Below are 15723 nucleotides of genomic sequence, written 5' to 3'. Positions count from 1 at the left end.
AATTATCGATTATTTAAACAAAAAAGGTTGCTAAAACTACTCTATTTAGTTATACTTTAAACGAGGTTTAGGCACACCTTAATTTTTTTCTGAACTTATAAATAATTAACTGAACAAAAAGAGAGGTCGTTACAACATGATTGAATTAAAAAATTTAACCGTTACTTACCAAGATGAACCAGCACTTTCTGACGTATCGCTCACAATTAGAGAAAAAGCTATAACTGGAATCATCGGACCTAATGGAGCCGGAAAATCAACACTAATTAAAGGCATGATGGATTTAGTTAAAAAAAATTCTGGTGTGACAACCGTGAATAATCAACCTTTAAATAATGTGAGGAAAAACATTGCATATGTGGAACAAAGAAATACCATTGATTTAACTTTTCCTATAAAAGTAAGTGAAACAGTTTTATTAGGAACATTTCCTAAACTTGGTCTTTTTCATCGTCCGAAAGAAAAAGAAAAGCAAAAAGTAATAGAAAGTCTTAAGCAAGTTAAAATGGAAGAATTTGGAAATCGTCAAATTGGTGAACTATCTGGTGGACAATTGCAACGGGTCTTTATTGCACGTGCTCTAGCTCAAGAAGCTGATATTATTTTTTTAGACGAACCATTTGTTGGTATTGATATGAATAGTGAAAAAGTGATTATTGATTTACTTAAAAAATTAAGAGATGAAGGCAAAACGATTGTTGTTGTTCACCATGACTTAAGTAAAGTAACAACTTATTTTGATGATTTAATTATTTTAAATCAAGAATTGATTAGTTATGGTCCTATTTCTAAATCATTTACAACTGCAAATATCAAAGCAGCCTATGGGGATTCTATGGGAGACTTAATGATCAAGGGGGTCAATGATTAATGATTGCTAACTTTATAGAAGGCTTAACAAAGTATCAATTTTTACAAAATGCGTTATTTACGTCAATCGTTATTGGAGTCGTATCAGGAGTGATTGGGTGCTTCATCATTTTAAGAGGGATGTCATTAATGGGGGATGCGATATCACATGCGGTCCTTCCTGGTGTAGCTGTTTCATATATTGTAGGAGTAAACTACTTTATTGGAGCAACGGTATTCGGTTTATTTGCGGCAGTAATGATTGCCTTAGTTACTCAGCACAGTAAATTAAAAAGCGATACCGCTATCGGAATTGTCTTCAGTTCCTTTTTTGCAGCCGGTATTATTGCGATTTCTTTTGCAAAAAGTTCAACCGATTTATACCATATTTTATTCGGTAACGTCTTAGCTATAACACAAAGCGATATGATTATTACTGTGATTATTGCTATCATTGTTATTTTATTTGTGATTGTTTTTTATAAAGAACTACTTGTTAGTTCGTTTGACCCAGTGATGTCACAAGCTTATGGATTGAAAACGCAAGTTATCCATTACACATTAATGCTATTACTTACACTAGTAGCTGTTTCAGCTTTACAGACAGTTGGTACTATTTTAGTGGTAGCGATGTTAATTACACCTGCAGCAACAGCTTATTTATTATCAAATAGACTATCTGTTATGATTTTAATTGCTTCTACAATCGGTGTAATCAGTTCGGTTGTTGGCCTATTCTTAAGCTATTCATATAATTTAGCTTCAGGTGCTGCGATCGTCTTGACAACAACTATATTCTTTATTATTGCATTCTTATTTTCACCAAAACAAAATTTACTTATTAAGAGAAGGAAGGCTATAAAATGAAAAAAATAAAATTAATTTTAGCTTTATTAACGTTGGTAGTTTTCATAGCAGCTTGTGGAAATGACGAAGCAGTAGAAAGTGGCAAACTACAAGTTGTCGCGACAAACTCTATCTTAGCGGATATGATTAAAAATGTAGCAGGCGATAATATTGAGTTACACAGTATTGTTCCAGTCGGTACAGACCCCCATCAGTACGAAGTACTTCCTGCAGATATTGAAAAATCAACAGATTCAGACGTTATTTTTTATAATGGTTTGAACTTGGAAACTGGTGGAGATGGCTGGTTTGTTAACTTGATGGAAACGTCTAAGAAAATTGAAGGAGAAGATTATTTTTCTACAAGCGAAGGAGTTCAGCCAATGTTTCTAACTTCTGCGGGGCAAGAATCTGAACAAGATCCTCATGCGTGGTTAGATATTAGTAACGGCATTCAGTACGTTAAAAATATTACTGAAGTTTTGATGGAAAAAGATCCAGATAATAAAGCAGACTATCAAAACAATTCAGATGCCTATATTGAAAAATTAACAGCATTAGATACTAAAGCAAAAAAAGAATTTGAAGATATCCCTGAAGATCAAAAATTATTGGTTACTAGTGAAGGTGCCTTTAAGTACTTCTCAGCCGCTTATGGGGTGACTGGTGATTATATCTGGGAAATCAATACAGATAGCCAAGGAACACCAGAACAAATGAGTACAATCATTGATACTATTAGAGAGAGCAAGGTCCCATCATTATTTGTAGAAACAAGTGTTGATAACCGGAGCATGCAAAGTGTTTCAAAAGAAACAGGAGTTCCAATTTATGAAACGCTTTTTACTGATTCCGTTGCAAAAGAAGGAGAAAATGGAGACAGTTACTATGATATGATGGAATGGAATCTAACAAAAATTCACGAAGGTCTAAATAAATAAAATGATTGTAAGATTTGAGAGAAAACTAATGTGATGGGACCATTTATATGGTTTTATTGCATTAGTTTTTTATTTAGATTAAAAAAAATAAGAATAATAGATAGAAGTCAGGAGTAAATAGATGTTTCGGTAGTGTATGGGTATGAAAATAGGTAAATATAAAGTAAAATAGAAAGTAATAGGAAATATCACAGGGGGAGATTTTCACGATGGCCAAACAAATACTGCCGCAACCGTTTTTTTTTGAAAAAGGGCCTAAAGCAGTTTTATTGATGCATGCTTATACAGGTAGTCCAAATGATGTTAGAATGATGGGGCGCGCTTTAGAAAAAGAAAACTATACAGTATATGCACCGATGTTTAAAGGACATGGTACACTTGATCCAGAAGATATCTTGACAGCGACTACTGCAGACTGGATTCAAGATGCAAAAGATGCCTTACAATTTTTAGCTGGAAAAGGATACCAATACGTTGCAGTCTTTGGTCTATCATTAGGTGGGGTCATAGCAACCAAGATGATGACATCAGAATCTATTTTAGCGAGTGGAACATTTAGTTCGCCAACAATAAATGATGAAGAAAGCAATTTGAGACCAGCTTTTTTACGATATGTTAGGCATGTGAAAAAGCAAGCGGGACAAACAAACGAAGGTATAGACTCTCGGATGGTGTTAGTTGAAGAAAAGCTTAATCAACAATTAGCTGAAATTTCTGAAATGGTTTCTGAGATGCAACCAGCTTATCAAGAAATAATAAAGCCTATATTTATTGCTCAGTCTGGCCAAGATGAATTAATCAACCCGCAAATAGCGGTGCAATTTAAAGAAAAACTGATACATGCAAAAATAGATTTTAAATGGTATGAAAATAGTACACATGTCATCACAGTAGGTGTAGACAGAAGAGAGTTAGAAAAGGATGTATTATTTTTCCTATCTGATTTAAATTGGAATGGAGAGTAAAATGAATGAAAAATAATCAAACAATAAAAGAGGCTATCTTGGTATATATGAACGAACAAGATCAAATGGCTTTTAAAGTAAAAGAATTAAGTGAAGGAATGAAGCTGACTAGTTCGGTTGATTTTAAAATGCTCGTTTCAACTTTAGCTGATATAGAGCGTGAAGGAACGGTTTTTCTTAATAAAAAAGGCGAGTTTAAACTAGCTGAAAAAGCAGGTGTTTTATCTGGTATTTTTCGAGCAAGTGATCGCGGTTTTGGGTTTGTATCGATTGAAGATGAAGAAAATGATATTTATATTCCTAACAATCAAACGAATTTTGCATTAGATGGAGATATTGTGACAATAGAAATTACTCGCCCAGCAGAACCGTGGTTTGATAAAGGTGCTGAAGGCCGTGTTAAAGCGATTATCGAACGTAAATTCACTCAATTAGTTGGAGAGTTCTTTGCTTATACCCAAGAAGGCGTTGATGAGACTGGATTATATGGCTACATTGAACCAAAAGATAAAAAGTTAACTGATTTTAGAGTATTTATTGAAGAAAAAGGCATTAAACCAGTTGATGGAGCGATTGTTTTAGTTGAGCTAACTTTGTATCCAGATAAAGAGTTTCCGAGAAGTATGCAAGGTATTGTTAAATCTATCGTTGGACACAAAAATGATCCAGGCATTGATATTTTAACGATTGTCTATAAACATGGTATTCAAATCGAGTTTCCAGAAGAAGTGATGGCTCAAGCCAATGAAGTGCCCGACAAGATAACTGAAAAAGATATGGAAAATCGCCGTGACTTACGTGATGAAATAGTTGTTACAATCGATGGAGAAGACGCTAAAGATTTAGATGATGCGGTAACCGTTAAAAAATTAGCAAATGGCCATTTTAAATTAGGTGTTCATATTGCAGATGTTTCTTATTACGTAACCGAGGACAGCCCGTTAGATAAAGAGGCATTTGATCGTGCTACTAGTGTTTACTTAACCGATCGAGTGATTCCTATGCTGCCACACCGTTTATCAAATGGTATTTGTTCTTTGAATCCAAATGAAGACCGCTTAGCAATGAGTTGTGAGATGGAAATAGATTCAACCGGTAAAGTTGTGAATCATGATGTCTTCCAAAGTGTGATTCGTTCTTATCGCCGCATGAGTTATACACAAGTTAATCAAATTATTATGGATACAGATGAGGCAGTGCGTAAAGAAAACGCAGATTTAATTCCGATGTTTGAAAATATGGCTGACTTGCATAAAATTCTAGAAGCCAGTAGAAAAACACGTGGTGCGATTGATTTTGAATCTCCAGAAGCTAAAATCATTGTTGATTCACAAGGACATCCGTTAGATATTGTTTTACGCGAAAGAGGCATTGGCGAGCGCATCATAGAATCTTTCATGCTTGCGGCCAACGAAACAGTGTCAGAACATTTCACGCGTCTAAAAGTTCCAATGATTTACCGTGTGCATGAACAACCAGATAGCGATCGGATGCAAAAATTTATGGAATTCGTTACTGCCTTTGGTATTTCTGTAAAAGGACTAAGTGAAAATATCTCACCAAAAAGCCTGCAAAAAGTTTTGAGAAGCGTAGCAGGTAAACCTGAAGAAACGGTTATTTCAACTATGCTGTTGCGTAGTATGAAGCAAGCCAAATACGATGTTGAACCCTTGGGTCATTACGGCCTAGCTGCTGATTATTATTCTCACTTTACGTCACCGATTAGACGTTACCCTGATTTAATTTTACACCGTTTGATTCGTTCATACAGTGAAAATGGTACAGAATCAGATCAAAAAGATAAGTGGAATAGTCTTCTTCCCGAAATTGCGATTCAAAGTTCTAAAATGGAACGCCGTGCCGTAGATGCTGAAAGAGAAACAGATGCATTGAAGAAAACGGAATATATGGTCGACAAAGTTGGCGAAACATTTACAGGAATTATTGGTTCAGTATTGAGATTTGGCTTATTCATTGAATTGCCAAATACCGTTGAAGGTCTTGTTCATATTTCTAATATGAAAGATGACTATTACAACTATGTTGAAGAACAACTGCTGTTAGTTGGAGAGCGTACAGGCGTTGTTTATCGTATTGGCCAAAAAGTCAAAATTAAAGTAACGAAAGCAAACCCTGAAACGCGTGAAATTGACTTTGAATTGATACCAGATCCTGATGCACCAAAAGCAGATTCTTTTACACAATTGAAAAAAAGTGATGATAAAGATAAAAAGAAATCAGGAAACCGTAAACCAGATAGACAGAAACAATCTAAAGGACCACTAAATAAAAAAACAAGCTATCCAGCTAAAGATAGTAAAAATACTAATTCTACTGATAAAAAGAAAAATAAACCATTTTATAAAGATGTTGCCAAAAAAGGCAAACCTAAAAAGAAACGTAGTTAAGCAAGTAGGGAGGCAAAAAAATGCCAAAAGGAGAAGGGAAACTGCTGGCTCAAAATAGAAAAGCACGATTTGATTATACTATTTTAGATACAGTTGAAGCTGGAATTGTTTTAAAAGGGACTGAAATAAAATCTATCAGAGCAGCTAGAATAAATTTAAAAGATGGTTTTGCACGAGTTCGTAACGGAGAGATATTTTTACACAATGTTCATATTAGCCCCTATGAACAAGGCAATCAATTTAATCACGACCCTTTACGTACGAGAAAATTGCTGATGCATAAAAAACAAATAGCTCGTCTAGAAAATGAAATGAAAGGGAGCGGAAACACACTTGTTCCTTTGAAAGTTTATCTTAAAGACGGCTATGCGAAAGTGTTGATTGGCGTAGCAAAAGGGAAGAAAAATTACGATAAACGAGAAGATTTGAAACGTAAAGACCAAAAACGTGATTTAGCAAGATCATTGAGAGAAAGATAAAATAGAATCAAAAGATAAGTAGTCTGGACATGTAACGATGTTTAGGCTATTTTTTTATAAAATAAGGCTACTTTAAAAGTGCTTTATGAGAGTGTTTTTATTTTCTGTTTGGTATACTTAGTAGGTAATAAAAGAAAGAAGGGTTCTTATGTCAGTTTATGATTATTCAGTTACAGAAATCGGCGGAGAAGAGGTATCACTTAGTAAGTATCAAGGCAAGCCTTTATTAATAGTTAATACGGCCAGTAAGTGTGGTTTTGCTCCTCAGTTTGAAGGATTAGAAGAGTTATATAAAAAATACAATGACCTTGGATTTACTGTGTTAGGCTTTCCATCTAACCAATTTATGAATCAAGAACCTTTATCCAACGAGGAAATTGCAGATCATTGTCAGATGACCTACAATGTATCTTTTCCTTTACATGAAAAGATAAAAGTTAATGGAAATGATGCTAGTCCCTTATATAAGTATTTGGTTGAACAAACGGGCAACAAAATAATTAAATGGAACTTCACTAAATTTCTTGTTGGTAAAGATGGTGAAATTGTTAAACGATTTGGTTCGATGACTAAACCTGAAAAAATAGAGGATTCAATTATAGCAATTTTGAATGTTGAATAAGATCAAAATAATTTATTAAGTTGAACAAAAGATATAAAACAGCCTTTTAAATGTTGTTTTGTGTCTTTTTTTAAAAGATTAAACTGGTTAGTTTTAGTCAGTTGATTTATGATAAGATGAACTGGTATACATAGAAATCTAAAAGGAGAATGATGATGAGTAGTAAAAATAAATACTTAGATTTATTAGCTAAAGAATACCCGACAATCGGAGAAACAACAACAGAAATCATTAACTTAGAAGCCATCATGAACTTACCAAAAGGAACAGAGCATTTTTTGAGTGATATTCATGGAGAATACGATGCATTTCAGCATGTTTTACGCAATGGATCAGGAAATATTAAGGAGAAGATTAATGAGGTTTTTAGTGAACGCTTAAGTACAAAAGATAGAAATACATTAGCGACGTTAATTTATTACCCTGAAGAGAAAATAAAAAATTTAAGCGAAACAATAGATGAAACCCAAGAGATGGATGAGTGGTATCGTCTGACTTTATCCCGTTTAATTGAACTGTGTGTCTACGTAGCTTCAAAATATACCAGCTCGAAAGTTAGAAAAGCTTTGCCTGTTGAGTTTGCTTATATCATTGAAGAGTTGTTATCTAAAGATACTAGTTTTCCTAATAAAGAAGATTATTACAATGAAATTATTCAAAGTATCCTCTCGTTGGATCGAGCTCCACAGTTTATCACAGCTATTTCTTATCTTATTCAACGCTTAGTCGTAGATCATTTGCATGTCGTAGGAGATATTTACGATAGAGGTCCTTATCCTGATAAAATTATTGATACCTTAATGGATCATCATTCTGTCGATATACAATGGGGGAACCACGATATTTTGTGGATGGGAGCAGCTAGTGGCTCAGCAGTTTGTATTGCGAACGTACTCAGAATATCAGCTCGTTACAATAATCTTGAAATTATTGAAGATGCGTACGGTATTTCACTTCGACAGTTATTAACTTTTGCAGAGATGACATATACGCAAGAAGTAACGGAAGGATTTTATCCAAAAATTGATAAAGAAGAAATTGATTTTTTTGAAGAAGAAATTAGGCAAATAACAAAAATGCACCAAGCTATTGCAATTATCCAATTTAAATTAGAAGGCGCCATTATTAAGAGGCAACCAAATTTTAAGATGGATGATCGAATGCTTTTAGATAAAATTGACTATGAAAAAGGTACGATTTCGATAAATAGGAAAATATACCCACTAACGAATACGTATTTTCCGACAATTGATCCAGAAAATCCCTATCAATTGACCAAAGAAGAAGAAAGTATTGTAGAAAGATTAATCTATGCATTCAAAACAAGTGAGCGACTTCAAAAACATATTTCATATTTATACAATAAAGGCAGTATGTATTTAACCTACAATGATAATTTATTGTTTCATGGGTGTGTCCCTTTGAATGAAGATGGAAGCTTTATGTCATTTAAAATTCGGAAAAATACCTATAGTGGTAAAGCTTTATTAGATAAATTTGAAGAAGTACTCCGTAAGGGCTATTTGACGAGAGACAAAGAAAATAAAGAAAAACATTTGGATATTATCTGGTATTTATGGACTGGTGCATCATCTTCCCTTTTTGGTAAAAAACAAATGACAACGTTTGAACGCTATTATATTGAAGATAAAGAAACCCATGAAGAAAAGAAAAACCCTTATTACAATTTGCGTAATGATGTCACAACATGTGAAAATATATTAAATGAATTTGGTTTAGATTCTACTAAAGGACACATTATTAATGGTCACACACCGGTAAAAGAAAAACGGGGAGAAGATCCGATTAAAGCAGAAGGACGCATGATTGTTATAGATGGTGGTTTCTCTAAAGCCTACCAACATACAACGGGTCTAGCAGGCTATACTTTACTCTATAACTCATTTGGCATGCAACTAGTTTCTCATCAGCCATTTACTTCGGTTAAACACGCTATCGAAGATGAATTTGATATTGTGTCCACAAGACGAGTTGTCGACCGTGAGATGGAACGCAAAAAAGTGAGAGAAACAGATACCGGTAGACGTTTGACAGAACAGGTAAAAGATTTGAAGATTTTATTGACGGCTTATTATGAAGGAGAAATTCTTCAAAAAATTAAAAAGAAACCTTAAATGACAAAACTCACTGAATAGGTTCACTAGGTGGTTGTTTTTGGTACAATAGAAGATGATAACATGTAAAAAACATGAAAATGGTAAGTAACTGGAGGAGATTTTTTTGAGTAAAGGATGCACATTTTATTTTGTTCGACATGGTGAAACTTATCTGAATTTATATAGAAGAATGCAAGGGTGGAGCAACATTCAGTTGACTGAAAAAGGAAGTGAAGACGTTCGTAGAAGCGGGAAAGGTTTAGCAAATGTTAAATTTGATGCCGTATACTCTAGCGACCTCAGTCGGACAATTGAAACAGCTGGTATTATTTTAGAAGAGAACAAGGATGCTGATGATCTAATCGTTCATGCTATGCCTGAGTTTAGAGAAGTATTCTTTGGTTCATTTGAAGCTCAAGGTGTTGATGAGGTCTGGGCTAGTATTAATGAAGTGATGGGCTATCCAACAGTTGGCGATCTGTGGTCAAAGGCTACTGTACCTGAACAAATGAATGCAACAAAAAAAGCAGATCCTTATCACCATGCTGAAAATTATCTTGAATTTTGGACTCGGATTGAAAAAGGATTAATCGAGTTAATCAAAACACATCGCGATACTGGCGATACGGTATTAGTTGTAGCACATGGCAATACGATACGTTATATGTTAAATGGGTTAGTCCCTGAGCTAGTTGCTCCACAGCCACTATTGAATGCGAGTGTATCAAAAGTAAGCTATTATGATGGCCTTTATCATTTAGAAAGTTATAACCAAGTAGATCATTTCAGAGATTTATAAAAGAGCACATAAATCTTAAAGGAGACAACAAACGTGAATCCAAAATCATTTGTATTTTTTGATTTAGACGGTACGTTATTAAATAGGGAATCAAAAATTGAACCTGAAGTAGTAAAGGCATTCGAGCAAATGCAAGCTAATGGACATATCCCTTTTATCGCAACAGGTCGCAGCCCGCTAGAAATTCAATTTATTTTAGAGTCAACGACCATTGACTCTTTTATTGCTCTCAATGGTCAATATATTGTGTATCAAGGAAAAGAAGTATACCGTAGTAGTATTTCTACGGATACACTTGTGCGTTTAAAACAAGCTACGCAAGAACGAGATTTTGCTTTGTCATTTTACACAGCGAATAAAATCCGAGCGACTAGGCAAACAACTGCCTTAAAAGAAGCATACGCGTTTATTCATGCACCTATTTCATTAATAGATCATTCTTTGCATTTAACAGAAGAAATACTAATGGCGCTAATTCTGAGTACAAATACAATAGAAGATGTTTATTTTAGAGAACAATTTCCAGAATTATCTTTTTATCGTAATACGCCCTATAGTATAGATACTATCCCAAAAGGAAATTCTAAAGCTACGGGTATTAAAGAATTAATGAAGAAAACGGACTTAGAGCACCTTACTACCTATGCATTTGGAGATGGGTCAAATGATGTTGAAATGCTTGAACACGTCGATTTTAGTATTGTTATGGCCAATGGATTACCTGCTTTGAAGGAACAAGCTAGTTACGTTACTTCTGAAAATACTAAAGGTGGCATAATTGAAGGGTTATCCTATTTTGATTTAATTTAGAGTTCTTGCGATTCAAAAGAGAGAGAAGTACTTTAACATAGGCCAAAAAAATCTGATAGTAAAAGTAGTTAGCTGGATATTTTTACGAATTAGAAAAAATTAAAAATAACTGTTTATCTACTGGAGTAATTTTTTTACTCCTTTTTTTGTTCGCCCAGCATGGGCAAACTCTAACAGGTGAAAGTCCTGAGTGCGACCGATTAGCGGTAAGCATGTAGCTAAAAGCAAGGGTGTCCACCGTGAGGTGGAATCTGAAGGAAGCTCGAGGCAAATCTCTGGTCTGACGAACAGAAATCATATAGGAGGCAGTGCACGAGGATAAGGTTGCAAAAGAAGCTGAAGTCCAATAGCTAATGTATCAATCGTGTGATGTAGATATGGCAGATAGATGGAGAGAAAGAGTTCGCACCTTAACTGGGGAGGTCTTCTGTTCTTATTTCAAAAACTTGTAGTGATACAAGCCTGAGACAGGAGAAGTCAGCAGAAGCCGTAGTAGTGAAGACAGCTAGTGAAAGTTAGACAGAGCGAAGGGCTGAACCGTTTTATCGTTATGGAAATCAATATTGGAAGAGGAAATAGACCGCTGGTCAAAAGACGAGAAAGTGGATACCGACTTCACGAGAAGGAAAGGAAATAACAAACATGTATGAAAGAAAAATCCTTGAGCGTATCTTAGATAAAGAGAATTTGACTGTAGCATTCGAACAAGTAAGACGAAATAAAGGTGTCGCAGGTGTGGATGGCATGACAATTGACGAGCTAGGAATATATTTTCTTCGAAACAAAGAAGAAGTTATGGCTCAGATTCGTCAAAGAAACTACCAAACCTCACCCGTTCTTCGAGTGGAGATTCCTAAACCAAATGGTGATGTTCGTTTACTAGGAATCCCGACAGTTAAAGACCGTATGATTCAACAAGCCATTGCACAAGTATTGACTCCCTTATTCGATAAAGGTTTTAGTAACTATAGTTACGGTTTTCGACCAAACCGTCAAGCTGAAATGGCGATTAATCAGGCGTTAGTGTACTTCAATGAAGGATATGACTGGATTGTTGATATCGATCTTGAACGTTTCTTTGATACGGTGCAACATGACCGATTGATGAATTTAGTCTCTAGAACAATCTCCGATGGAGATGTAATTTCGCTGATTCGTAAATTTCTTGTCAGTGGAGTACAAGTTAATGGGATTATTCAAGATACTAGCATTGGAACTCCGCAAGGAGGGAACCTTTCACCGCTATTGAGCAATATCATGCTTAATGAACTTGATAAGGAACTGGAAAAACGAAACCTCCGTTTCGTTCGTTACGCTGATGATTGTATCATTATGGTTAAGAGTGAAATGTCAGCGAGAAGAGTGATGCGTTCCGTTACAAAATTTATCGAAGAAAAGTTAGGATTGATTGTCAATAGTACAAAATCTAAGATTACGAAGCCAAATAATCCAGAAATGAAATTTTTAGGATTCGGTTTTTACCGAGATTTTAATAAGAAAACCTATCAAGCGAAACCACATAAAATCTCAGTAGAAAACTTTCGATATAAACTTAAAGTACTTACACGTAAGAATTGGAGTATTGATACGAAATATCAAGTGGAACGACTGAATCAAGTGATTCGAGGGTGGATAAACTACTATAAAATAGGTTCAATGAAAAGCATTTTAAAGAAAATTGACTCTCATTTGAGAGTCCGTCTCAGAATGTGTATTTGGCATAAATGGAAAACAGCTAAGAATCGGCGAAAGAACTTAATAAAATTAGGGATGGACAAATACAGTGCCTATAAAAATAGTCACACTAGTAAGGGTGTCGTACGTATTGCCTATTCTTGGATTTTAACAACGACTATCACAAACAAGAGACTTGCCCAATTTGGCCTAGTCTCTTGTGTAGAGCATTACGATAAAATACATGTTTAGTATAAAATGGAACCGCCGTATACCGAACGGTACGTACGGTGGTGTGAGAGGTCGGAGCCGTGAGGCTCCTCCTACTCGATTGTGTATTCTACACGAAATATTACTCTTTGCTATAAGAATAAGAGGCACAACTCAGCGAGTACTTGTTTAAATAGAACAAATAACGTTCTGATGATTTAGCTTATTTGCACAATGCAATTAGGCTGAAAAGTGCTTACAATAAAGGATATGCAAAATAATTCGAAAAATAAAAATAGCTTATCTCAATAAGATTGAACAAAAGGAGGAATAAAAAAAGAGAAGTCAAGCAAAAAGATAGAACTTTATACACTCTTTTTTACCACTAGTAGCAGAAAAAATTTAGTTGCTATGAGTAATTATGCTACGTCTGGTCAGAAAACTAGAGCTACAATCTAAAAATTAAATGGAAAGTAGGCTAATTAATGGCTGAGTTAGAGATGGTTAAGGTAACAGAAAAAGACTTACATCAATTGATTTAAGCTAAACTTGAAAAAAGCGGGACTTTCTAAAGAACACGCTAATGGAGTTGCAGAGACACTCGTTTTTTCAGATACACATGGGATTCATTCCCACGGAGCAGTTCGTGTAGATTACTACGCTGAACGAATCTCAAAAGGTGGCATTAATCTTACTCCTAAATTTAAATTCAATCAAATAGGTCCAAGTACGGGAGTTTTTGAAGTAGATAATGGTGTAGGACACGTAACTGCGAATGAAGCCTTAAAAGAAGGTATAAAGTTGGCTAAAGAGACGGATATTGGAGTTGTTGGTGTCCATCAAATTTGTCATAGCGGTACAATGGCGCATTTTGTAGAACAAGCAGTTGAACAAAATCTAATCTCTTTATCTGTTTGTCAATCAGGTCCAATGGTCGTTCCATTTGGTGGCGCAGAACCTTATTTCGAAGCAAATCCGGTTGTACTTGCTGCACCTAGAGCAAAGCATAAGCCAGTTTTTTTGATATGGCAACAACGATTCAAGCTTAGGGGGAAACCTTAGATGCACGATCACGTAACGTAGATATCCCAACTACTTGGGCAGTCGATGAAAATAGAGCACCAACAACAGACCCACATAATGTTAAAGGACAATTGCCAATTGCCGGACCAAAAGGTTATGAGCTAATGATAATGGTCGATATTTTATCTGGTACATTATTAGGACTACAATTTGGTGAAAATGTTTCTTCTATGTACACGGATATTACAGCTGGTAGTAATTTAGGACAGTTGCATATTTTAATCAATTCAAGTTTTCACTGATTTACCAGAATTTTAAAAAAATATCAACAAAATGGTAGAAGAGCTAGATACGGGTTAAACCAGCTAAAGGTTTTGATCGAGTTCTTTATCCGAACAAGATGTCGAATATTGTTGCTGAAAAATATTCAGAAGATGGCATTCCTATTGTTAAAGAAATTTATGGTTATTTGAAAAGCGAGACCATTCATTTTGATAATTACGATAAAGCATATGCATTTAGTGAAAGATAACGGGTAAATTTTTTTTGATTATTCGATTTATAGTACCAAATAAACTTTTTATAGATAAATAGATAGACGCAATTATTTTAAGCAAGACCATAGATATGGAGGAATTAAGAAATGGAACAATTAACTAAAACAAAGCCCAGAGTAGTTAATGGGGCAACTTATGTATCAGACAAATATTGGTGGAAAACAGTAGCCCTTTTCTTCTTCGGATGGGTATTAATGTATGCAGATAGAACAATCTTAAATCCTATCATGCCGCAAATTGCTAAAGAATTTGATTTAAGTAATGCACAATTAGGCTTAGTTAGTAGTGTGTTTTTCTTAACTTACGCAATTACGCAAATTCCATTTGGAGTAATAGGCGATAAGTATGGTAGAAAAATGGTTATTGCTATCGGTTTTGTTTTTATGGGAATCGCAACTTTATTTAGTGGGATCGTTTCAGGTTTCGGTATGTTCATGATTTTTAGAGCTCTTACAGGTGTAGGCCAAGGTTCATACTACGGTCCACAATATGCCTTATCAACTGAAGCAATTCCAACAAAGAACCTAACACTTGGAAATGCTATCATTAATAGCGGTATGGCGTTAGGTACTTCTGCCGGATTCTTAATTTCAAGTAAATTAGTTTTAGAAAATGGAGAGCACTGGACATTACCATTTAAAATTATGGCAATTCCAACTGTTATCGTAGGTTTATTATTCTTTTTTCTTCTAAAAGAAAAAGTTGTTCGTCCAGAAGATCAAAAAGCTGCTGATGATACAGCTGGCGACAACGATCCTGCTGAAGTTGTTAAAAAAGTATCCTTAGGCGCTATCTTTAGAAATCGTAATCTTGTACTAACATTTGTTTTATGTTTTACTTCGCTTTACGGATTCTTTGTAGTATTAACATGGTTGCCACAATTTTTACAAGTTGAACGTGGATTTGAAGGAACAAGCGTTGGTTTTATTTCTTCTTTAGTTCCTTGGGCTTCTATCCCTGGAGCATTATTATTTGCTCGTTTATCAGATAAATACAAACGTACAAAAATATTTGTTTATACGTTAGTTCCTGTAGCAATGGTTTCTATTTTTGCTATCGCTTTTGTAGAAAACCGTACACTATTAATCGTAGCTTTAATTGCTTATGGTTTAACTGGTAAATTAGCATTAGACCCTATTTTAGTAGCTTTCGTTGCTAAAAATGCACCAAAAGGTTCTTTATCTACTGCTTTAAGTGCTTATAACTTTATCGGAATGTCTAGTTCAATTATTGCTCCTTTCTTAACAGGTTGGATTACAGACCAATTTGGTTCAATGCAATTAGGTTTCTACCTAGCTGCTGCACTACTAGTAATCGGAATGATTGTCTTTAGCTTCGTTAAAGAAGATGAAGTCGCTGCTTTTAATTAAAAAGTTAAATTAATTTAAAGATAAAAGCCCTTTTTTTATGAGGGTTTTTATCT

The 15723-nt window shown here is 34.8% G+C and carries 12 protein-coding genes and 1 pseudogene; all 13 read left to right on the top strand.

Annotated features, from left to right (window positions below; translation table 11 throughout):
* The first annotated feature begins 136 nt into the window (after positions 1–136).
* The 13 genes and pseudogenes from B9Y54_RS01240 (at position 137) to B9Y54_RS01175 (ending at position 15670) form a co-directional block, all read left to right on the top strand.
* The gene (locus B9Y54_RS01240; RefSeq protein WP_085558619.1) at positions 137–871 is read left to right on the top strand and encodes a metal ABC transporter ATP-binding protein; all 735 of its coding nucleotides are present in this window, start codon (positions 137–139) and stop codon (positions 869–871) included.
* On the top strand, positions 871–1716 hold the full coding sequence (locus B9Y54_RS01235) for a metal ABC transporter permease (protein ID WP_085558618.1): 846 nt from the start codon (positions 871–873) through the stop codon (positions 1714–1716). Before B9Y54_RS01240 ends, B9Y54_RS01235 begins: the two co-directional genes overlap by 1 nt.
* A complete protein-coding gene (gene efaA / locus B9Y54_RS01230) occupies positions 1713–2636 on the top strand; it encodes an Mn/Fe ABC transporter substrate-binding lipoprotein EfaA (protein ID WP_085558617.1) in 924 nt (307 codons plus the stop codon). Before B9Y54_RS01235 ends, efaA begins: the two co-directional genes overlap by 4 nt.
* A 209-nt stretch (positions 2637–2845) precedes the next feature.
* Positions 2846–3601, top strand: a complete 756-nt coding sequence (locus B9Y54_RS01225) for an alpha/beta hydrolase (protein WP_085558616.1) — start codon at positions 2846–2848, stop codon at positions 3599–3601.
* 5 nt (positions 3602–3606) lie between these two features.
* Positions 3607–6009 carry a ribonuclease R gene (gene rnr / locus B9Y54_RS01220; protein WP_085558615.1) on the top strand — a complete coding sequence of 801 codons (2403 nt, stop codon included), beginning with the start codon at positions 3607–3609 and terminating at the stop codon, positions 6007–6009.
* 20 nt (positions 6010–6029) lie between these two features.
* A complete protein-coding gene (smpB, locus tag B9Y54_RS01215; RefSeq protein ID WP_085558614.1) occupies positions 6030–6488 on the top strand; it encodes an SsrA-binding protein SmpB in 459 nt (152 codons plus the stop codon).
* Positions 6489–6636: 148 nt separating this feature from the next.
* Positions 6637–7110, top strand: coding sequence for a glutathione peroxidase (locus tag B9Y54_RS01210; protein WP_085558613.1), 474 nt, complete (start codon positions 6637–6639; stop codon positions 7108–7110).
* Between the two features lie 155 nt (positions 7111–7265).
* Positions 7266–9245 (top strand): fructose-1,6-bisphosphatase, encoded by a 1980-nt coding sequence (locus tag B9Y54_RS01205; RefSeq protein WP_085558612.1) that lies wholly within the window; start codon positions 7266–7268, stop codon positions 9243–9245.
* A gap of 106 nt (positions 9246–9351) precedes the next feature.
* Positions 9352–10026 carry a histidine phosphatase family protein gene (locus B9Y54_RS01200; RefSeq protein WP_085558611.1) on the top strand — a complete coding sequence of 225 codons (675 nt, stop codon included), beginning with the start codon at positions 9352–9354 and terminating at the stop codon, positions 10024–10026.
* A gap of 33 nt (positions 10027–10059) precedes the next feature.
* Entirely contained in the window at positions 10060–10836 is a 777-nt protein-coding gene (locus B9Y54_RS01195; RefSeq protein ID WP_085558610.1) for a Cof-type HAD-IIB family hydrolase, read from the top strand.
* A 642-nt stretch (positions 10837–11478) separates the two neighbouring features.
* Positions 11479–12762, top strand: coding sequence for a group II intron reverse transcriptase/maturase (gene ltrA, locus B9Y54_RS01185; RefSeq protein WP_085558608.1), 1284 nt, complete (start codon positions 11479–11481; stop codon positions 12760–12762).
* A 458-nt stretch (positions 12763–13220) separates the two neighbouring features.
* A pseudogene (allD, locus tag B9Y54_RS01180) lies at positions 13221–14275 on the top strand (ureidoglycolate dehydrogenase).
* Between the two features lie 111 nt (positions 14276–14386).
* Positions 14387–15670 carry an MFS transporter gene (locus B9Y54_RS01175; RefSeq protein ID WP_085558607.1) on the top strand — a complete coding sequence of 428 codons (1284 nt, stop codon included), beginning with the start codon at positions 14387–14389 and terminating at the stop codon, positions 15668–15670.
* The last annotated feature ends 53 nt before the right edge of the window (positions 15671–15723 follow it).

This window comes from Carnobacterium iners, assembly GCF_900177385.1.
Taxonomy (GTDB): domain Bacteria; phylum Bacillota; class Bacilli; order Lactobacillales; family Carnobacteriaceae; genus Carnobacterium_A; species Carnobacterium_A iners.
This window is presented reverse-complemented; position numbering and strand designations above follow the sequence as displayed.

What these genes read in the sequence shown, in the direction of transcription:
- B9Y54_RS01240 (WP_085558619.1), top strand. Translation starts at nt 137, where the DNA reads ATGATTGAATTAAAAAATTTAACCGTTACTTACCAAGATGAACCAGCA.
- B9Y54_RS01235 (WP_085558618.1), top strand. Translation starts at nt 871, where the DNA reads ATGATTGCTAACTTTATAGAAGGCTTAACAAAGTATCAATTTTTACAA.
- efaA (WP_085558617.1), top strand. Translation starts at nt 1,713, where the DNA reads ATGAAAAAAATAAAATTAATTTTAGCTTTATTAACGTTGGTAGTTTTC.
- B9Y54_RS01225 (WP_085558616.1), top strand. Translation starts at nt 2,846, where the DNA reads ATGGCCAAACAAATACTGCCGCAACCGTTTTTTTTTGAAAAAGGGCCT.
- rnr (WP_085558615.1), top strand. Translation starts at nt 3,607, where the DNA reads ATGAAAAATAATCAAACAATAAAAGAGGCTATCTTGGTATATATGAAC.
- smpB (WP_085558614.1), top strand. Translation starts at nt 6,030, where the DNA reads ATGCCAAAAGGAGAAGGGAAACTGCTGGCTCAAAATAGAAAAGCACGA.
- B9Y54_RS01210 (WP_085558613.1), top strand. Translation starts at nt 6,637, where the DNA reads ATGTCAGTTTATGATTATTCAGTTACAGAAATCGGCGGAGAAGAGGTA.
- B9Y54_RS01205 (WP_085558612.1), top strand. Translation starts at nt 7,266, where the DNA reads ATGAGTAGTAAAAATAAATACTTAGATTTATTAGCTAAAGAATACCCG.
- ltrA (WP_085558608.1), top strand. Translation starts at nt 11,479, where the DNA reads ATGTATGAAAGAAAAATCCTTGAGCGTATCTTAGATAAAGAGAATTTG.
- B9Y54_RS01175 (WP_085558607.1), top strand. Translation starts at nt 14,387, where the DNA reads ATGGAACAATTAACTAAAACAAAGCCCAGAGTAGTTAATGGGGCAACT.